Here is an 18,782-nt window from a genome sequence, read left to right as displayed (position 1 = left end):
GCCGCCGCCGCGGGGCGCGCCGCCCCCGCACTTCCAGCGTTGAGTGTCCAACGGGGGGGGCGGGGACGACGGCGCGGGACGACGTCAGGCGCGGAAGCCCGCGGGGTTCGACAGCAGGTCGGCGAAGGCCAGCTCGGCGGGGCCGACGAGCATCAGGCGCGAGCGGAGGTGGGCGCGCTCGAGGCGGATAGTCCGCCCCTCCGCGCCCAGGGGGTGCACGCGCACCGCTTCGGCCAGGCGCTCGCGGCTCACCGACAGCAGCGCGCCGAGGTAGCCCGAGAGCACCACGGTCTCGGGGCTGAAGGCGTTGACGAAGTTGGTCAGTGCGACCGAGAGCACCTCGACCTGGCGGGTGACCTCGGCCATCACGCGGGGATCGCGAGCGACCCCGAGCTCGACGTCGAGCTCGTCTTCGTCGAGCTTGCGGCGTCCGAGGAGCGGCTCGAGGAGGTCGAGGCTCACCTCGGCTTCGAGGCATCCCTTCCTCCCGCAGACGCAGCGCCGACCCCGAGGGTCGACGACCGTGTGGCCGAGCTCGCCCGCGTAGCCCGAGGTTCCGCGCAGCAGGGTGCCGTCGATGATGAGCCCGCCGCCGATGCTGTGCATCGCGCCGCCGAGGTAGAGGAGGTTGCCGACCCCCACCCCGACACCGAAGCGCGACTCGGCGAGGGCGCCGATGCTCGCGTCGTTGCCGGCCGTGACCGGCATGCCGAGCTGGTCGCTGAGGCGCGCGGCGACCGGTTCGCGCTTCCACCCGAGCGTCGGAGAGACGAGGACCGAGCCGTTCGCGTTGACCAGGCCCGGCACCGCGAGACCGGCTCCCACCACGCGGTAGTGCCGATCGATGTCGGCGCGCATCGCCTCGACCGACGATTCGACGATCTGCACGAACCGGCGCGGCGAGGGCGCATTCGCGGTGTCGTGACGCAGTCGCGCGTGCACCACGCCGCCGAGTCCGACGAGCGCCACGGTCACCGCGTGCGGCTCGGCGCGGACGCTCAGGGCCGCGACGTGGTCTTCGGGTTCGATGTCGAGCGTGGGGCGCCCGACCTTGCCGGTGCGCTCCCCGCCGGGGGCCTCGCGGACGAGCCCCAGCTCGGTGAGCTCCATGACCAGGCCGGTCACGGTCGAGCGGTTCAAGCCGGTGGTGGCGCCGAGCTGCGCGCGTGAGAGCGCTCCCCGCGAGTGAAGGAGCGACAGCACGGACGCGAGGTTCTGCTGGCGGATCAGGTCGTTGGTCGTACGACCGGCCGGGGGTGCGAGCGGCGTCGCGGGCTCGAACACGGCAGGGGTCATGAGGGGCGCACCTCCCCCATCATCCCATCGGAGCCGGGCGGATGGGGAGCGGGCCCCGGGGCCACGCTCCCCATCCGATCACGCACCGCCGTTGCGGCGCTTGTTGAAGATGTCGAATGCGACGGCCAGCAGCAGCACGATGCCCTTGATCGCCATCTGCCAGGCGGCATCCACGCTGAGGATCGACAGACCCATGTTCAGCACGCCCATGACGAGACCACCGACGACGGCGCCGATCACGGTGCCGATGCCGCCCTGGACGGCCGCTCCACCGATGAACACGGCGGCGATGGCATCCAGTTCGTAGTTCTGACCGGCGGATGCCACGGCGCCACCGGCGCGAGCGGTGCTGACCACGGCGGCCAGGCCCGCGAGCACGCCCATGTTCACGAAGATGAAGAAGTTGACCCACTTCGTCTTCACACCGCTCATCACGGCGGCGAACAGGTTGCCGCCCATCGCGTAGACGTGACGACCGAAGGTCGTGCGGTTGAGCACGAACGTGTAGGCGAGCACGAGCACGGCCAGGATGATCAGCACGATCGGGGTGCCGTTGTAGGCGGCGAGGGTGAAGGCGACCGCCATGATCGCGACCGCGGCGATCGCGTTCTTCGCCCAGAACGACCACGCGACCTCGCGGGGCAGTTCGAGGCGACGCAGCGTCGCCCGCGTCCGCAGCTGCTGGGCGATGAGCGCGACCACGGCGACGAAGCCGAGGACCACCGTCAGGGAGTCCCACACGCCGACGTAACCGAGGATGGGCGGTAGCCAGCCGGCGCCGATGGCCGTGAAGCCGTCGGGCAGACCCGCGATGGTTCCGCCGGTCAGGAGCACGAGGGTCAGACCGCGGAACAGCAGCATGCCGGCGAGCGTGACGATGAACGCGGGTATGCCGACGAAGGCGACCCAGAAGCCCTGCCAGGCACCGACGACGGCGCCGACGGCGAGCGAGAGGATCACGGCCAGCCACCACGGCAGGCCCCACTGGTTCATCGCGATCGCGGCGATCGCGCCGACCATGGCGACCACCGAGCCGACCGACAGGTCGATGTGCCCGGCGATGATGACCATGACCATGCCGATCGCGAGGATCAGCACGTAGGCGTTCTGCTGGATGAGGTTGTTGACGTTGCCCGGCATGAGCAGTCGCCCGCCGGTGAGCACCTGGAACAGCACGATGATGATGACCAGGGCGGCGAGGATGCCGAACTGCCGGAAGTTGATGCGCGACAGGATGCCGCGGCGGCGGGGCCCGGGCTGGGTCGGCGCTTCGACCGTCTGGGTGGATGCGGTGGCCATTGCTGTCAGTTCCTTCCGGCGGTCATGTGCCGCATGAGCGTCTCCTGGGTGGCATCCGCGCGGCTGACCTCGCCCGTGATGCGCCCCTCGGAGATGGTGTAGATGCGGTCGGAGAGGCCGATGACCTCGGGCAGCTCCGACGAGATGACGATGACGGCCTTACCCTGGGCCGCGAGTTCGTTGATGATTCCGTAGATCTCGTACTTCGCGCCGACGTCGATGCCGCGGGTGGGCTCGTCGAGGATGAGGACGTCGGGTCCGGTGAACATCCACTTCGACAGCACGACCTTCTGCTGGTTGCCGCCGGACAGGCGCCCGGTGATCGCGGCGACGCTCGGGGCCTTGATGTTCATCTTGTAGCGGTACGAGTCGGCGACCTTGTACTCGCGGTAGCGGTCGACGACGCCCAGACGCGCGAGGCGGGCGAGGGCGGATGCCGAGACGTTGACCTGGATGTCGCCGATGAGGTTGAGGCCGTACTTCTTGCGGTCCTCGGTCGCGTAGGCGATGCCGTGCTTGATCGCGGCGTCCACCGTACGTACATCGATCGGCTGGCCGTTCTTGTAGACCTCGCCCGAGATACCCGTGCCGTACATGCGACCGAAGATGCTCATCGCGAGCTCGGTGCGCCCCGCGCCCATGAGCCCCGCGAAGCCGACGATCTCGCCCGCGCGCACCATGAACGAGGCGTTGTCGATCACGACGCGCTCGGTGTCGACGGGGTGGTGCACCGTCCAGTTCTCGACGCGGAACAGCTCCTCGCCGATGTCGGGCTCGCGCGGCGGGAAGAGGCTGTTGAGGTCGCGGCCGACCATCGCGCGGATGATCCGGCCCTCGTCGGTGTCGGGATCGTCGCGGCGCATGGTCTCGATCGTCCGGCCGTCGCGGATGATCGTGATGCGGTCGGCGATGCGGAGCACCTCCTTCAGCTTGTGGCTGATGATGATGCAGGTGATGCCCTGATCGCGGAGCTGATCGATGAGGTCGAGCAGGTGCGCCGAGTCGTCGTCGTTCAGCGCAGCGGTGGGCTCGTCGAGGATGAGGAGCTTGACCTCCTTGGCCAGCGCCTTCGCGATCTCGACGAGCTGCTGCTTGCCGACGCCGATCTCGTAGATCTTCGTCGCGGGGTTCTCGCGCAGTCCCACGCGCTTGAGCAGCTGGGCGGCCGCGGTGTTCGTCGCGTTCCAGTCGATGACGCCGCGCGTGGCCTTCTCGTTGCCGAGGAAGATGTTCTCGGCGATCGACAGGTACGGGCTGAGCGCCAGCTCCTGGTGGATGATGACGATGCCGGCGGCTTCGCTGTCGTTGATCGAGCGGAACGCCATCTCCTCGCCCTCGAGGGTGATGCTGCCCTCGAAACTGCCGGCCGGGTAGACGCCGCTCAGCACCTTCATGAGCGTGGACTTGCCGGCGCCGTTCTCACCGCAGATCGCGTGCACCTCGCCCCGGTGGACGTCGATCGACACGTCGGCGAGCGCCGGGATGCCGTTGAACGACTTCGAGATCCCCGACATGCGCAGGATCGGTTCGGTCATGGTTGTCCCTCCGTCAGGGATCGAGCGACGGGGCGGGCCGAAGCCCGCCCCGTCGCGAAGGGTGAATCAGAGTCCGACGTCGGACGCCTTCAGGAAGCCCGAGTCGATGAGCTTCGACTGGACGTCGTCCTTCACGACGACCTCGGGGGTCAGCAGGTAGGAGGGCACGACCTTCTTGCCGTTGTCGTAGGTCTTCTCGTCGTTGACCTCGACGGTCTTGCCGTCCTTGATCTCCTGGATCATCGTGAACACGCGGTCACCGAGGGCGCGAGTGTCCTTCCAGACGGTCATCGCCTGAGCGCCGTCGAGGATCGCCTTGACGTTGGCCTTGTCGGCATCCTGGCCCGTGATGATCGGGTAGTCGGCGCCCGGGGTGTATCCGGCCGACTTCAGCGACGCCTCGATACCGATGGCGAGGCTGTCGTTGGGCGAGAGCACCACGTTGACCTTCTTGCCGTCGCCGTAGAACGACGAGAGGCGGTTGTCCATCTCGGCCTGCGCCTTGTCGGACGCCCAGCCCTGGATGCCGATCGACGCCCACGCGTCGTCGTTCGCCGGGGCCTTGCCGCTGGGAACGACCAGCTGGCCCTTGTCGACGTACGGCTTCAGCACGTCCCACGCGCCGGCGAAGAAGAACTTCGCGTTGTTGTCGTCGGGGCTGCCGGCGAAGGGCTCGAGGTTGAACGGGCCCTTGCCGTCCTTGAGGCCGAGCTGGGTCTCGATGTACTGACCCTGGAGGGTGCCGACCTTGTAGTTGTCGAAGGTGGCGTAGTAGTCGACGTTCTCGCTGCCGTTGATGAGGCGGTCGTAGGCGATGACCGTGGCGTTCTGCGCCTTGGCCTCCTGCAGCACCGGGCCCAGGGTCGATCCGTCGATCGCGGCGATCACGAGGATCTTCGCGCCACCCGAGATCTGGTTCTGGATCTGGCTGATCTGCTGGTCGGTCTTGTTGTCGGCGTACTGCAGGTCGACGGTGCAGCCGGCGTCCTGCAGCTTCTTCTGCAGCTGCTCACCGTCGTTGATCCAACGCTCGAGGCTGCGGGTCGGCATCGCGATACCGACGTTGCACTCGGTGCCACCGCTGGCGGCGTCGCCGCCACCGGAGGTCGCGCGCTCCGAGCTGCACGCTCCGAGACCGACGGCGAGAGCGGCGATGGCCGCACCGGTCAGGATTTTCTTCAGCATGTGATCTGCGTTCCTCTCTGAACTGCAGGGACCCCCATGGTCGTACCCGTGCCCTCCCCGGCACAGATCGGGTACGCCTTCGTCCCGGCTCTCTGGTCGCCGTCGCAATTATGACGGCTCCGAAAAATTATCCAGCCGAGGGGGTTTTGTCTATAGCCACGTCAAAATTCATCCCGGCCGTGATCAGACCGTGATCAACGCTCGTCGCGGTCCCTCCCGGACCACAGATCACCGCACTCCACGAGCTCGGCGTTCTGCGCGATCAGGTACGGCCGGGCCCCGATGTCCCCGCGCACCGCGGCGCTCACCGCGCCCCAGTGCGCGCGTCCGATCAGCACGGGGTGTCCGGGCGACCCGTCGTAGACCGCCTGCGCGAGCGCGTCGGGCTGTGCCCGACGGACGAGGCGTGCGATCGCCGCGGGGGCGGCATCCGGGGTGTCGACTGGCAGGACGATCGCGGCCGGAGAGGTCCCGGATGCCGCGTGCGCGAGGCTCGCGCGAAGGGACGCCGAGACGCCCGACGCCCAGTCGGGAACGGGCACCACCGTGGCGTCGGAAGGGACGAGCGGAGCGGCTTCTTCGAGCGACGCCCCGAGCGCAACGAGGATCTCGCCGCACCCGCCCGCGCGCAGCGCGCGGACCGCGAGGGCGATCCAGGGGGTGCCCGCCGGGGTGCGGGCGAGTGCCTTGGGGCCTCCGAAACGGCGCCCGGCACCGGCCGCGAGGACGACTCCGCACGGCGGTTCGAGGGCGGCGGCGGGCATGGTCACGACAGCGTAGCGTGCGCGAAACACGCCCCGACTACCGTCGCGTCCATGCTCGATCTGGCCGCCGACCTGCTGCCGTTGCTCGACGCGGACGTGCCCGTCGCCGCGGTCACGGTCACCGCGGTCGTACGCAGCGCGCCGCGCGGCGTGGGTGCAACGCTCGCGGTCACGCGCGACGCGCGGGTGATCGGGTCGATCTCGGGCGGCTGCGTCGAGAACGACGCCGTGATGCTCGGCCTCGACGCGCTGCGCACGGGAGAAGTGCGACGCGCACGCTTCGGGTTCTCGGACGACGGCGTCGTCACCCCCATCGCCGCGGGACTCGCGTGCGGCGGCGCGGTGGACGTGGTGGCGTACCCGATCGATGACACCGCGGTGCGGGCGGCCTTGGGGGACGCCCGCGCCGGCCGGGAGGCGACGCTCCGCCTCGACCTCGACGGCGAGCCGCTCGAACTGCACCGACCCGCCCTCCCGCGGTTGATCGTGCTGGGCGCAGGCGAGCACGCCGCCGCCCTCTGCCGCCTCGGTGCCGCCGCGGGCTTCGCCGTCACCGTCTGCGACGACTGGGCCCTCCTCATCACGCGCGAACGATTCCCGGATGCCGCCGAACTCGTCGTCGCGGCCCCCCACGACTACCTCGAGACCCTCGACTCCCCCGATGCGCGCACCGCCGTGTGCGTGCTCACGCACGACGAGCGGCTCGACGTGCCCGCGCTGCGCGCCGCCCTGCGAATGCCGGTGGGCTTCGTCGGCGCGATGGGCGCACGGGCCACGGTCGCGCGTCGCGCGATGCTCCTCCGCTCCGCCGGGGTCACGGATGCCGAGCTCACACGCCTTCACTCCCCGCTCGGCCTCGACCTCGGCGGCGCCACGCCGGAAGAGACGGCACTGTCGGTGATCGCCGAGATCGTGGCATCCCGGAACTCCGCCAGCGCGCGGCCCCTCCGCGAGGGGCAGGGGTCCGTGCGACGGCGAGACGCGGCGGCGGAGTCCTGCGCGGTGAGGAGCGCGTGAACGCTCTGGTCGTGCGCGGCGCGGTCGCGGTGGTCGACGGCGCGGGCGGAGTGCACACGGGAGATGTCGTCAGCGTCGACGGAGTGATCGTCGACGGCCCCGCCCCGGCGGGCGCGACGGTCGTGGATGCCACGGGGTGCGTGGTCACGGCGGGTCTCGTGAACGCTCACCACCACCTGCTGCAGACGGCGTTCCGAACGCTTCCCGGCACCCGCGGCATCCCGATGCGCGAGTGGCTGCCGGCGATGGCGGCGGCCTACACCGCCGCGGGAGTCGACCCCGAACTGACCGGACTCGCGGCACGCGCCGGTCTCGCCGAAGCGCTGCTGAGCGGCGTCACGACCGTCGCCGACCACCACCTCACCTGGCCGAGCGGCGCCGACACCGTCGGCATGGCGCGGGCCGCGGCGGAAGCCGCCGCCGGTCTCGGAGCACGCCTCGTGTTCGTGCGGGGAGCCGCGCGCGACGATCCCCAAGAGGCCGCGGCCTCGGCCGACGCGATCGTGCGGGCGCTGGTCCCGGGTGCCCCGGGCGGGGTTTCCGCCGACGGGATGCTGCAGGTCGCCGTGGGACCCGCCGGGGTGCACAGCGACCCGCGAGAGACGTTCGAGCTGCTCGGCGAGGTCTCCCGCGAGCACGGGCTGCGCCGACGCACGCAGGCCAACGAGGTCGTCGACGTCGAGATCGCGCTGGATCGCTACGGCGCGCGTCCGCTCGACCTCCTCGAGCGGTGGGGCTGGCTCGCCCCCGACGTCACCCTCGCCCACCTGTGCGACGTCACCGATGACGAGATCGCCCGGGTCTCGGCATCCGGGGCCTCCGCCACCCACGCACCCGGCTGCGATGTGCCGATGGGCTGGGGCATCGCCCCCGTGCGTCGGCTGCTCGACGCCGGCATCGCCGTGGGTCTCGGGACCAGCGGCGGCGGCAGCAACGACGCGGGACACCTGCTCGCGGACGCACGCCTGGCGATGCAGGTGTCGGCTCTCGTGGGGCCGCAGCTGCCGGCATCCGACGTCCTCTCGCTCGCGACGAGCGGCTCGGCGGACGGGCTGGGGCGGCCCGAGCTGGGCCGCCTGACGCCCGGGGCCGCCGCCGACCTCTGCCTCTGGGACGTCTCGGGAGTCGCGGATGCCGGCGTCGCCGACCCCGTGGCCGGGCTCCTGTGGGCATCGCCGGGACGGCGGCCGCGCACGGTCGTCGTCGGCGGACGCCTCGTCGTCGACGAGTGGCGCCTGCTGACCGCCGACGAGGACGAGGTCGTCGCGCGACTGTTCGAGAGGGTGGGACGATGACGACCATGGCTCCTGCGACATCGGTCGACGATTCCCCCACGGGTGACGAGATGCTCGGGGCCCGGGTACGGGGGCTGCGCAAGGCGCGCGGGCTCACCCTCACGCAGCTGGCCGAGGCCGCCGCGCTGTCGCACCCCTTCCTCAGCCAGCTCGAGCGGGGGCTGGCGCGTCCGAGCATGGCGAGCCTCGAACGCCTCGCGCGCGCACTGGGAACGAGCCGCGTCGAACTGATCGCCGCGTCCGAGCCGCGCCGCACCGACGCCGACGCGGAGCCGTCGTTCGTGCTCGCCGACGAGGGAGCGATCGGGCCGTACGCCGAGGGCACGGCGCGACTGCTCGCGGACGGACCGCGCCGGTTCGAGCCGCTGGAGTTCTCGGGCTCGAACGCCGCGCCGGGTGACCACTACATCCACGAGGAGGACGAGTTCCTCACCGTGCTCGAGGGCACGATCGTGATCTCGTTCGGGCCGTTCGGCGAACGCCGACTGACGGTGGGGGACTCGGTCTACTGCCGTTCGGGCACACCGCACCGCTGGCACTCCCCCGACGGCTCTCCGTACCGGCTGCTGATCGTCAAGGAACTCGTGCACGGATCGGTGGATGACGGGAGCCAGGGAGACACATGAGCGGTGGAGTGACCTTCGAGGCCGTCGTCCGAGAGCGACGGGAGGCCGCCGACGGCGTGATCGTCCTCGATCTCGAGCGCGCGACCGGAACGCTTCCGCACTGGTCGCCGGGCGCGCACATCGACGTCGTGCTGCCCGGCGGCATCGAGCGCCAGTACTCGCTGTGCGGGTCGCCGAGCGAGCGCGGCACATGGCGCATCGGCGTGCTGCGCGAGCGGGAGGGCTCGGTGTGGCTGCACGAGAATGCTCAGGTCGGCGCCGCCCTGCGGGTGCGCGGACCCGCCAACCACTTCCTCTTCGCCCCGACCGCCGGCCGCTCGTACGTGTTCGTCGCGGGCGGGATCGGCATCACGCCGATCGTGCCGATGATCGAGGCTGCCGAGGCCGCGGGCGCGAGCTGGACGCTCCTCTACGCGGGCCGATCGCGGCGCACGATGGCCTTCGTCGACGAGCTGGTCGAGCGCTACGGCGAGCGCGTCGAGGTGTACGCGGCCGACGAGGGGCGCCGCCTCGACCTCACCGAGCGCTTCGGGACGCCGACGGCGCGGACCGTCGTGTACTCGTGCGGACCGGCGCGCTTGTTGGAGGCCCTGGAGGACGCGATGGCCGGCTGGCCGCGCGGCAGCCTGCACCTCGAGCGTTTCGAGGCGAAGGTGCTCGGCCCGCCGGTGTGGAGTGAGCCGTTCGAGGTCGACCTCATGATGTCGGGGATCACGGTGACGGTCCCGCCGGAGCGCTCGATCCTCGACGTCGTCGAGGAGGCCGGAGCCGTCGTGCCGTCGAGCTGCCGCGTCGGCACCTGCGGGACGTGCGAGGTCGCGGTGGTCGACGGCGAGGTCGAGCACCGCGACTCCGTCCTGTCGCCGGAGGAACAGGATGCCAACCGCTCGATCATGGTGTGCGTGTCGCGGGCGGCGTGCGAGCGGATCACGCTCGAGCTCTGACGCGGGCGGGTCGCCCTCACGGCAACTTCGCGCTCCTGCGGACCGGAGGGGCAGAGGGTGCTGAACGGCTGAATGGTAGACTGGACGAACGTCGAGAGGGGGCGTGCATGGTACGCGTACTCACGTCCGCGAAGCAGGGAACGATCAGCGCGGCAGACCGCGTGTCCTTTGCAGACGCAGCCCTCGCCGCGGCGGGTCACGAAGTCGTCGATCCCGCCCTTCGGTCTCTCGTTGCTCAGGCGGCCCGCCATGAGATCAGCGGCGATCAGGCCATTGCGGCGATACGCCGCCATGTTCAAGGATGACGCCCCGCGGCACCCCGTTTCGTACCTGGAATGACTACTTCATTCCAGGTACTTCCGTTTTGAGGAACAAGCTCGGGGAGTCGGATCAGAGCAAACTCACCGCGATGGAAGAGGCGATCACCGCCGTTCGCCTGGGCGAGCTACGCGAGAACCCGATTGCGGGCCGCTTCGACTACGAGCACATGAAGGCAATCCATAAGCACGTCTTCCAAGACGTCTACGAGTGGGCCGGACAGGAACGTGTCGGGCCCGACACGCACATGGAGAAGGACGGGCACCGCTACTACGCCGCTGGCCCCGCTCTGACAGAGGCGGCGGAGCAGCAGTATGCCGGGCTCGCCGCGAAGGACTACCTCCGGGGACTCGACCACGAGGCGTTCGTCCGGGAGCTCGCCGAGGTGTGGGGCGAGCTCAACGTCGTGCATAGCTTTCGCGAGGGCAACACCCGCACGCAGTTCGTGTTCTTCTCGCAGCTTGCCGAGAATGCCGGCTACCGGATCGATACCGCAGCGTTCGCACCCGCATCACCGCTTCGCAAGGAGTTCGTCGAGGCACGATACGAATCGCAGCGAACCGGGAGCAACGCACGACTGGCCGCGGTCCTCGGGAAAGTGATCATCGCGATCCCGAGCTGAACTGCCCGCCCGCGGGACAAGCCCCGAAAGGTTTGTCACGAGGGTCACGCCGAGGAAATACAGCGGAAACGCGTGGTTCCTAGCATCGGAACATCGCCGGATGTTGGTCACACCAACACTGGCCGGCCGCCTCAGGCGACCCGCCCCGATGCCGTGGCTCCCGTCTCGACGACCGTCTACCCGACTCCTCGGAGGCCCCCGTGTCTGCCGCTCCACCCGTCTCGATCGCCGCGCTCCGCGGTGCGCGCCTGCCCTCCGGCGCGCTCGTCGACATCGCGCTCGACGGTGACGAGGTGCTCGCGGTCGTCCCGGCGGGGAGCCCGCTCCCCGAGACCGACGGCGAGACCCTCGACCTCAGCGGCTACCTCGTCACCGCCGCCGGCGCCGAGCCGCACGCGCACCTCGACAAGGCGCTGTCGTGGGATGCCATCCAGCCCCCCTTCGGCGACCTCGAACGCGCGATCGAGAGCTGGCACGCCTTCGCCGTCACGCTCGACGAGGACGAGACCCTCGGGCGGGCGCGTGCCACGGCGCTGCGGATGCTGGCATCCGGCATCACTTCCGTGCGCACCCACGTCGACCTCCTCCGCGGCGACGACCCCCTCACGGGCGTGCGCGCGATGGTCCGTCTGCGCGACGAACTCGCGGGCCTCATGGACATCGAGCTCGTCGCCCTCGGCGGACCCACGATCACCGACGACGTCTTCGAGGCCGCGCTCGACGCGGGCGTCGACCTCGTGGGCGGCGCACCCCACCTCGCCGACGACCCGATCGCCGACCTCGAGCGCCTCATCGCGCTCGCCCGTCGCCGCGACGTCGGTCTCGACCTGCACACGGACGAGAGCCTCGCCGGTGCCGACACCCTCGCGACGTACGCCCGCGCGGTGACCGGCTGGCATCGCCCCCGCAGTGCCGGCCACTGCGTGCGCCTGAGCATGATGCCCGCGACCGATCTCGCGGAGCTCGCCGAAGAGATCCGCGTCGCCGACATCGGCGTGATCGCCCTGCCCATCACCAACCTGTACCTGCAGGGATGGGATGCCGATCACGCGGTGCCCCGCGGCATCGCGCCGATCGGCCGCCTCAAAGCCGCCGGCGTCCGCGTCGCCGCGGGAGCCGACAACGTGCGCGACCCCTTCAACCCCGTCGGCCGCTGCGACCACCTCGAGACGGCTTCCCTGCTCGTGTCGGCGGGTCATCTCGCTCCGGCCGAGGCGATGGATGCCGTGACCGTCGGCGCGCGCGACGTGATGGGCCTGCCCGCGGCGGGACCCGTGCCGGGAGCCCGTGCCGACCTCGTCGCCGTCCGCGCCGACTCGATCGGCGAGGCCGTGGCGTTCGCCTCGGCCGACCGCGTCGTCGTCCACCGCGGCCGGCTCGTCAGCCGCACCACCGTCTCGACCCGAACCGCCACTCCCCTGCCCACCGAACCCTCCCGCGCCGCCGCACCCGCGACGACTCCCTGAACCCGACCGGAAAGTGAGCGCCCCCGTGACCTTGGCCTCTCCCGCTCCCGCAGACATCGCGGATCCGACCGCGCCCCTGCTGGACTTCCGCAACGTCGCCATGACGTTCCCCAACGGCACCACCGCCCTCTCCGGCGTCGACCTCACGGTCGGTCGCGGCGAGTTCGTCAGCGTCGTCGGCCCCTCGGGCTGCGGCAAGTCGACGCTCCTGCGCATCGCCTCCGGTCTCGAGACCGCGAGCGAGGGCACGGCGACCGTCAACACCGACCGCATCGGCTACGTCTTCCAGGACGCGACGCTCCTGCCCTGGCGCGACGTGCAGTCGAACGTCGAGCTGCTGGCCGAGCTGAACTGGCAGCCCAAGCGCGTCCGCACGCCGAAAGCCCAGTGGGCGATCGACCTCGTCGGACTCAAGGGCTTCGAGAAGCACCTGCCCAAGCAGATGTCGGGCGGCATGAAGATGCGCGCCTCGCTCGCCCGCTCGCTCACCCTCGACCCCGAGCTCTTCCTCTTCGACGAGCCGTTCGGCGCGCTCGACGAGATCACCCGCGAACGCCTGAACGACGAGCTGCTGAAGATCTTCGTCGAGCAGAAGTTCGGCGGCCTCTTCATCACCCACTCGGTCTCCGAGGCCATCTACCTCTCCACCAAAGTCGTCGTGATGTCGGGTCGCCCCGGCCACCTCGTCGACACCTTCGAGATCCCCTTCGACATGCCCCGCGACCCCGAGATCCGCTACACGGCCGAGTACGCGAAGCTCGTCGGCGAGGTCTCCCACGCCCTTCGGGAAGGACACTCATGAGCACCACCTCTGCAGAGCCGGTCGCCGCCCTGTCGCCCGAGCCCACGGCATCCACTCCTCCGCCCACTCCGCCGAAGAAGAGCACGCCCGCGCGTCGTCGCGGCTTCGGCGCCCGCGCCGCGTCGATCCTGCCGCCGCTCGGCGTGCTGGTCGTCCTGCTCGGCGCCTGGTACGGCGTCTCGATCGCCCTCGCGGCGTCGGGCAAGGGCTTCCTCATGCCCATGCCCCACGAGATGTTCACGCAGGGCTTCTTCGACCCGCAGGTCGGCGCCGACATCTGGATCTCGCTGTTCCGCACCACCGGCGTCGCCCTCACGGGTCTCGCGATCGCCATGATCATCGGCATCGGCTGGGCCATCGCGATGTCGCTGGCGCGCTGGGTCGAGCGGTCCACCTACGCGTACGCCGTGATGCTCCAGTGCATCCCGATCCTCGCGCTGGTGCCGCTCGTGGGCTTCTGGTTCGGCTACGAGTTCCTCGCCCGCGTGATCGTCTGCGTGCTCATCGCGCTGTTCCCGATGGTGTCGAACACGCTGTTCGGTCTGCAGTCGGTCGACAAGTCGCAGCGCGAGCTCTTCCGCCTGCAGAAGGCCGACAAGTGGACGGTGCTCACCAAGCTCACGCTCCCCGCCGCCCTCCCCTCGATCTTCGTGGGCATGCGCACCTCCGCCGGCCTCTCGGTCATCGGCGCGATCGTCGGCGACTACTTCTTCCGCCGCGGTGAGCCGGGCATCGGCTCGCTCATCTCGAACTACCAGTCGCGCCTGCAGAGCGCCGAACTGTTCGCCGCGATCCTCGCGGCGTGCCTCCTCGGCGTGGCGATCTTCGCGTTCTTCGGCTGGTTGTCGAAGGTCGCCGTCGGCCGCTGGTACGACAGCACGCGCTGACCCAGACCCCGGATGCCACGGCCTCCCCCCGCGTCACAGGCGGGGAGGCGGCATCCGGCGTACCCGGAAACACCCCGCACCTGCTTCACCTTCCGCACCCGAGTTCCATCCGTCACAGAAAGCGACCCAGCATGCAGCGCTCCACCCTTCTTCGCGCCACCGCCGCCACCGGTGCCTTCGCGATCGCCCTCACGCTCACCTCGTGCGCCGGGAGCGCCGCGGAGCAGGCGGCGCCGGCGACCGACATGCCCATCGGCTCGGTCGACCTCTCGGCCGACTGCCCCTCGACGATCGTGGTCCAGACCGACTGGAACCCCGAGGCCGAGCACGGTCACCTCTACGAGATGATCAAGGACAAGTACACGATCGACGCGAACACCAAGTCGGTCACGGGCCCCCTCATGTCCGACGGCGAGTACACCGGCGTCAACCTCGAGATCCGCGCCGGTGGCCCCGCCATCGGCTTCCAAACCGTGTCGGCGCAGATGTACCAGGACGACAAGATCACCCTCGGTTACGTCAGCACGGACGAGGCCATCCAGCTCTCGGCGACCACCCCCACCAAGGCCGTCATGGCGCCGCTGGACATCAGCCCGACCATGGTCATGTGGGACCCCGCGACCTACCCCGACGTCAAGACCATCCAGGACGTCGCTCCGGCGCTCGAGAAGAACGGCGGCGTCTGGCGCTACTTCGACGGCTCGGCCTACATCGAGTACCTCAAGAGCGCGGGCCTGGCCAACGCCTCGATCCTCGACGGCTCGTACGACGGCACCCCGTCGAACTTCGTCGCCGCCGGCGGCAAGGACATGCAGCAGGGCTTCGCCTCGGCTGAGCCGTACGTCTACCAGAACGAGGTCTCGGCCTGGGGCAAGCCGGTGAAGTTCGCCCTGATCCACGACGCCGGATGGCAGACCTACCAGTCGTCGATGTCGGTCAAGAAGGACGACTTCGACAAGCTGTCGCCGTGCCTGTCGAAGCTCGTCCCCGTTCTCCAGAAGGCGGGCGTCGCGTACTACAAGGACCCGAAGGCCGCGAACGACCTCATCCTCAAGCTCGTCGACGAGTACGCCACCGGTTGGACCTACACGCAGGGCGTGGCCGACTACTCGGTGAAGACGCAGGTCGACCTCGGCCTGGTCGGCAACGGCCCCGACTCGACCTACGGCAACTTCGACGACACCCGCTTCGCGGACTTCTACACGAAGGCCGCGAAGGTCTACACCGACCTCGGCACCCCGCCGGCCGCCGGTGAGACCGCGAAGGACCTCTACACGAACGAGTTCATCGACACCTCGATCTCGTTCTGACCTACCGGCCCGGCCCGCCTCGTGCGGGCCGGGCCGCTGATCTTCCCGGACCCGCACCCGCACCGACCACCCGTTCCACCCGGAGAAACACCCATGAGCGACACCGCCACCCGCGTCCTCTCCCTCGAGGACGAGCTCCTCGACCTGCTCGGCCCCGCCGCCGTCAGCACCGAACCGCGCGTCCGCGAGCGCGCCAGCGTCGACGGATCGCCGATGTCGCCGATCATCGCCGCGCAGCTCCCGCTCGGGTTGGCCGACCTGGTCGTCTTCGCCGCCGACGCCGAACAGATCGCCACGGCCGTGGCCGCGGCATCCCGTCACGGGGTCCCGATCACCGTGCGGGGCAAGGGCACGGGCAACTACGGTCAGGCCATTCCGATGCAGGGCGGCCTCGTCATCGACACCACGCGCGCCAAGGCCATCGTCGAGGTCGGCGACGGCTTCATCACCGCCGAGGCGGGCACCCCCATGGTGCTGCTCGAGCAGGCCGCGTGGGCCAGCGGGCAGGCGCTCTGGATGTACCCCTCGACCGCGCAGTCCACCATCGGCGGCTTCCTCTCGGGAGGCTCCGGCGGCACCGGCTCGATCGCCTACGGTTCCAACGACCGCGGCTTCGTCGCCGCCCTCGACGTCGTGCACGCCGACGGCAGCGCCGAGATCCACCACGTCGAGGGCGACGAGGCCCAGAAGTACGTGCACAACTACGGCACCGCGGGCGTGATCGTCCGCGCGACCGTCCGCCTCGAGCCGCTGCGCGAGTGGCGCGGGCTCTGGGCGAGCTTCCCCGACTTCGCCGGCACGCTCTCGGTGGTGCAGACCATCGGGAACCTCGACCCCTCGCCACGCCTCGTGTCGGGCGACGGGCCCGAGATCTCGGCATCCCTTCCCGCCGACGAGGCCATCCCCGAGGGGCGCTCGAGCCTTCGGGTGATCCTGGATGCCGCCCAGATCGAGACCGTGACCGCGATCATCGAGGGCGCGGGCGGGCGCGTCGACGCGGTGCGCGAGGGGCCGCAGGCGAGCATCCGCCTGTCGATGCTCAGCTACAACCACCCGATCGAGTGGTACCAGAAGAGCCAGCCGCACGAGGTCTTCCACCTCGAGGTCGCGGGAGCTCCCCTCGCCGAGGACATCGAAGCCGTCGAGGGCGTGTTCGCCGGCGGCAAGCTGCACATCGAGTCGACCAAGGCGTTCCCGATCGGCATGCTGGCCGCCCCCTACGTCAGCGAAGAGGACGTGTACCGCGGCATCGCCGAGCTCAATGCGATCGGCGTCGGCGTGCACAACCCGCACCAGTGGAACGTCGACTTCAACGTCGAGCAGACCGTCGAGACGGCCCGGGTGACCGACCCGAACGGGCTGCTGAACCCCGGCAAGCTCAACCCCGAGTACACCGGTGCGCGCAAGGGAGCGATCATCTCATGACCCGTCTGCTCGCCGAGCTCAGCGGCCCCGCCGCCGCCGAAGCCCTTACCTCGACCTCCATCGTCGTGCTCCCCACGGGCGCGATCGAGCACCATGGTCCGCACCTCCCCCTGGCGACGGATGCCATCGTGGCCGAGGCCTCGGCGACGGCCGCCGTCGCGCGGGCCGCGGCCCAGGGCCTCGACGTCTGGCAGCTGCCGACCCTGTCGATCACGAAGTCGGACGAGCACTCCTGGGCTCCCGGGACGCTGTGGCTCACGCCCGAGACGATGATGCAGACGATCGTCGACATCGGCCGGTCGCTTCTGACCACGCGCGCCCGCACCCTCGTGTTCCTCAACGGGCACGGCGGCAACGTCGCGCTGCTGAACGTCGCGAACCGCGAGCTGCGCCGCCGCTTCGGCCTGCGCACGTTCTTCATGCCCGCCGCGCGCGTGCCCTCGTTCGACGGCACCGACGGCGGCCCCGACGAGCACGGCACCGGCATCCACGCCGGCCATGGCGAGACGAGCATGATCATGCACCTGCGGCCCGAGCTCGTCGACGCGTCGAAATTCGAAGCGACGGTGCCGGCGCACATCGGCGACTTCCGGCACATCGGCTTCAACGGCAAGCCGGTGACCTTCGGCTGGCTGTCGAACGACTTCGGTCCCACGGGGGTGCTCGGCGACCCCACGGGGGCGAACGCCGCCCACGGGGCGCAGCTGTTCGAGGACAGCGTGTCGTTCGTCGTCGAAGCCCTCGAGGAGATCAGCCGATTCGACTACACGGCGTGAGCGCCGTGACGCCGGACGCGGTGGGCTCGGCGGCGCGCGCGTGAGCGCCGCCGCCGAGACGCGCCAGGGGGTTCGCGCCTACGGGCAGGTGCTGCGCCTGCCCGGGGCGCGAAGCTTCGTCGCGGCGGGCATCCTCGCCCGTTTCCCCCGCGCGACGCTGTCGCTCGGCATCATCCTTCTGGTGTCGGCGGTCACCGGCAGCTTCGCCTCCGCGGGACTCGTCGTCGCGCCCCTCGTCGGCGGCATGGCTATCGCGGCACCGCTCTGGTCGTCGCGCATGGACCGGCACGGCCAGGCGCGGGTGATCCTGGTGTCCCTCGGATGCCTCGTGCTCGCGGCATCCGGATTCCTCGCCCTCGTGCTCACGGGAGCGCCGTTCTGGACATGGCTCGTCGCCGCGTTCGTGACCGGGGCGTCGACTCCCGATCTGACCTCGGCCGTGCGGGCGCGGTGGACGGCCCTGGCGCCGGAGTCGCAGCGGACCGCCGCGCTGGCGCTCGAGACGATCGCCGATCAGATGGTGTTCATCTCCGGTCCGCCCGCGATCACGGCGATCGCCGCGGCGATCGATCCCGCCGTGGCGATGCTCGGCTCGCTGGGGCTCGGCGTTCTCGGCGGCGTGTGGCTCGCCTCGCAGCGGGGGACGCAGCCCGTCGCGACCCCGCGCGGGCCGCGGCGCGGTCTCGTCCTTCCCCCGGCCGGCGTGATCCCCGTGGCGATCGCGTGCATCGCCCTCGGCGGAGTGTTCGGCGCCTTCGACGTCAGCCTCGTCGGGTGGGCCGAGCTGAGCGAACGGCCGTGGCTCGCGGGTCCGGCGTTCAGCGCCTTGGCGGTGGCCATCGCCATCGGCTCGGTCATCACGGGAGCGCGCGCGTGGAAGCTGTCTCCCGCCGCGCGATTCATCGGCTTCGCGGCGCTGGCCGCGGTCGTCGCCGCAGGCCTCCCTCTGGCACAGGGCTCGGCGCCCGTGCTGTTCGGCGTGATCCTGCTGCTCGGCCTGGCGGTGTCGCCGGTGATGGTGTCGGGCATCCTGGTCGCGTCCGCGCGGGCGCCCGAGGGGCGCGTGACCGAGACGCTGGCCTACCCGACCGCCGCGATGTCGCTCGGCGTGCCGATCGGCGGCGTGATCGCGGGAGCAGCCCTGGATGCCACGGGCCCCGCGACCGCTCTGATCACCATCACGGTGTCAGTGGCTCTGGCGGCGGCGATCGCCGC

At 70.4% G+C, this 18,782-nt stretch carries 17 protein-coding genes; 12 read left to right on the top strand and 5 right to left on the bottom strand.

The annotated features are described in order from the left end of the window. Nucleotides 1–84: 84 nt before the first annotated feature. The 5 genes from NS283_RS01915 to NS283_RS01895 form a co-directional block, all read right to left on the bottom strand. Entirely contained in the window at nt 85–1,296 is a 1,212-nt protein-coding gene (locus NS283_RS01915; protein WP_058595195.1) for an ROK family transcriptional regulator, read from the bottom strand. A gap of 78 nt (nt 1,297–1,374) precedes the next feature. Further along, nucleotides 1,375–2,595 carry a multiple monosaccharide ABC transporter permease gene (gene mmsB, locus NS283_RS01910; RefSeq protein ID WP_058595194.1) on the bottom strand — a complete coding sequence of 407 codons (1,221 nt, stop codon included), beginning with the start codon at nt 2,593–2,595 and terminating at the stop codon, nt 1,375–1,377. Between the two features lie 5 nt (nt 2,596–2,600). Continuing rightward, nucleotides 2,601–4,130, bottom strand: coding sequence for a multiple monosaccharide ABC transporter ATP-binding protein (gene mmsA / locus NS283_RS01905; RefSeq protein WP_058595193.1), 1,530 nt, complete (start codon nt 4,128–4,130; stop codon nt 2,601–2,603). Between the two features lie 66 nt (nt 4,131–4,196). Beyond that, nucleotides 4,197–5,315 (bottom strand): multiple monosaccharide ABC transporter substrate-binding protein, encoded by a 1,119-nt coding sequence (chvE, locus tag NS283_RS01900; protein ID WP_058595192.1) that lies wholly within the window; start codon nt 5,313–5,315, stop codon nt 4,197–4,199. Nucleotides 5,316–5,509: 194 nt separating this feature from the next. Next, nucleotides 5,510–6,079, bottom strand: a complete 570-nt coding sequence (locus tag NS283_RS01895) for a nucleotidyltransferase family protein (RefSeq protein ID WP_058595209.1) — start codon at nt 6,077–6,079, stop codon at nt 5,510–5,512. Nucleotides 6,080–6,130: 51 nt separating this feature from the next. Here NS283_RS01895 and NS283_RS01890 point away from each other — a divergent pair, with 51 nt between their 5' ends. From NS283_RS01890 to NS283_RS01835, 12 genes are all read left to right on the top strand, one after another. Continuing rightward, nucleotides 6,131–7,096, top strand: coding sequence for an XdhC family protein (locus NS283_RS01890; RefSeq protein ID WP_058595191.1), 966 nt, complete (start codon nt 6,131–6,133; stop codon nt 7,094–7,096). Continuing rightward, nucleotides 7,093–8,391: an amidohydrolase family protein gene (locus NS283_RS01885; protein ID WP_153003257.1), complete on the top strand. Its 1,299-nt coding sequence runs from the start codon at nt 7,093–7,095 to the stop codon at nt 8,389–8,391. Before NS283_RS01890 ends, NS283_RS01885 begins: the two co-directional genes overlap by 4 nt. Next, on the top strand, nt 8,388–9,017 hold the full coding sequence (locus tag NS283_RS01880) for a helix-turn-helix domain-containing protein (protein ID WP_058595190.1): 630 nt from the start codon (nt 8,388–8,390) through the stop codon (nt 9,015–9,017). The genes NS283_RS01885 and NS283_RS01880 overlap by 4 nt, the downstream gene beginning before the upstream one ends. After that, nucleotides 9,014–9,961, top strand: coding sequence for a PDR/VanB family oxidoreductase (locus NS283_RS01875; protein WP_058595189.1), 948 nt, complete (start codon nt 9,014–9,016; stop codon nt 9,959–9,961). The genes NS283_RS01880 and NS283_RS01875 overlap by 4 nt, the downstream gene beginning before the upstream one ends. Before the next feature lie 409 nt (nt 9,962–10,370). After that, a complete protein-coding gene (locus tag NS283_RS01870; protein ID WP_241492168.1) occupies nt 10,371–10,901 on the top strand; it encodes a Fic/DOC family protein in 531 nt (176 codons plus the stop codon). 200 nt (nt 10,902–11,101) lie between these two features. Next, nucleotides 11,102–12,367 (top strand): amidohydrolase family protein, encoded by a 1,266-nt coding sequence (locus NS283_RS01865; protein ID WP_058595187.1) that lies wholly within the window; start codon nt 11,102–11,104, stop codon nt 12,365–12,367. A 25-nt stretch (nt 12,368–12,392) separates the two neighbouring features. Continuing rightward, nucleotides 12,393–13,169, top strand: a complete 777-nt coding sequence (locus tag NS283_RS01860; RefSeq protein ID WP_206542529.1) for an ABC transporter ATP-binding protein — start codon at nt 12,393–12,395, stop codon at nt 13,167–13,169. Then, nucleotides 13,166–14,056, top strand: coding sequence for an ABC transporter permease (locus tag NS283_RS01855; RefSeq protein ID WP_058595186.1), 891 nt, complete (start codon nt 13,166–13,168; stop codon nt 14,054–14,056). The genes NS283_RS01860 and NS283_RS01855 overlap by 4 nt, the downstream gene beginning before the upstream one ends. Before the next feature lie 131 nt (nt 14,057–14,187). Continuing rightward, on the top strand, nt 14,188–15,366 hold the full coding sequence (locus tag NS283_RS01850; RefSeq protein WP_058595185.1) for a hypothetical protein: 1,179 nt from the start codon (nt 14,188–14,190) through the stop codon (nt 15,364–15,366). Between the two features lie 93 nt (nt 15,367–15,459). Next, nucleotides 15,460–16,791, top strand: coding sequence for an FAD-binding oxidoreductase (locus NS283_RS01845; RefSeq protein WP_058595184.1), 1,332 nt, complete (start codon nt 15,460–15,462; stop codon nt 16,789–16,791). Next, complete coding sequence (locus NS283_RS01840; protein ID WP_058595183.1) at nt 16,788–17,567, top strand: creatininase family protein; 780 nt, start codon at nt 16,788–16,790, stop codon at nt 17,565–17,567. Before NS283_RS01845 ends, NS283_RS01840 begins: the two co-directional genes overlap by 4 nt. Nucleotides 17,568–17,607: 40 nt before the next feature. Then, on the top strand, nt 17,608–18,782 hold a 1,175-nt coding region (locus NS283_RS01835), incomplete at its 3' end, for an MFS transporter (protein WP_058595182.1).

Source organism: Microbacterium testaceum, assembly GCF_001476285.1.
GTDB lineage: Bacteria > Actinomycetota > Actinomycetes > Actinomycetales > Microbacteriaceae > Microbacterium > Microbacterium testaceum_B.
This window is presented reverse-complemented; position numbering and strand designations above follow the sequence as displayed.

Bases quoted from the DNA above. Each gene is read 5' to 3' on its own strand.
- NS283_RS01840 (WP_058595183.1), top strand. From the start codon at position 16,788: ATGACCCGTCTGCTCGCCGAGCTCAGCGGCCCCGCCGCCGCCGAAGCC.
- NS283_RS01890 (WP_058595191.1), top strand. From the start codon at position 6,131: ATGCTCGATCTGGCCGCCGACCTGCTGCCGTTGCTCGACGCGGACGTG.
- NS283_RS01880 (WP_058595190.1), top strand. From the start codon at position 8,388: ATGACGACCATGGCTCCTGCGACATCGGTCGACGATTCCCCCACGGGT.
- NS283_RS01850 (WP_058595185.1), top strand. From the start codon at position 14,188: ATGCAGCGCTCCACCCTTCTTCGCGCCACCGCCGCCACCGGTGCCTTC.
- NS283_RS01875 (WP_058595189.1), top strand. From the start codon at position 9,014: ATGAGCGGTGGAGTGACCTTCGAGGCCGTCGTCCGAGAGCGACGGGAG.
- NS283_RS01845 (WP_058595184.1), top strand. From the start codon at position 15,460: ATGAGCGACACCGCCACCCGCGTCCTCTCCCTCGAGGACGAGCTCCTC.
- NS283_RS01895 (WP_058595209.1), bottom strand. From the start codon at position 6,079: ATGCCCGCCGCCGCCCTCGAACCGCCGTGCGGAGTCGTCCTCGCGGCC.
- mmsB (WP_058595194.1), bottom strand. From the start codon at position 2,595: ATGGCCACCGCATCCACCCAGACGGTCGAAGCGCCGACCCAGCCCGGG.
- NS283_RS01855 (WP_058595186.1), top strand. From the start codon at position 13,166: ATGAGCACCACCTCTGCAGAGCCGGTCGCCGCCCTGTCGCCCGAGCCC.
- chvE (WP_058595192.1), bottom strand. From the start codon at position 5,315: ATGCTGAAGAAAATCCTGACCGGTGCGGCCATCGCCGCTCTCGCCGTC.
- NS283_RS01870 (WP_241492168.1), top strand. From the start codon at position 10,371: ATGGAAGAGGCGATCACCGCCGTTCGCCTGGGCGAGCTACGCGAGAAC.
- NS283_RS01915 (WP_058595195.1), bottom strand. From the start codon at position 1,296: ATGACCCCTGCCGTGTTCGAGCCCGCGACGCCGCTCGCACCCCCGGCC.
- mmsA (WP_058595193.1), bottom strand. From the start codon at position 4,130: ATGACCGAACCGATCCTGCGCATGTCGGGGATCTCGAAGTCGTTCAAC.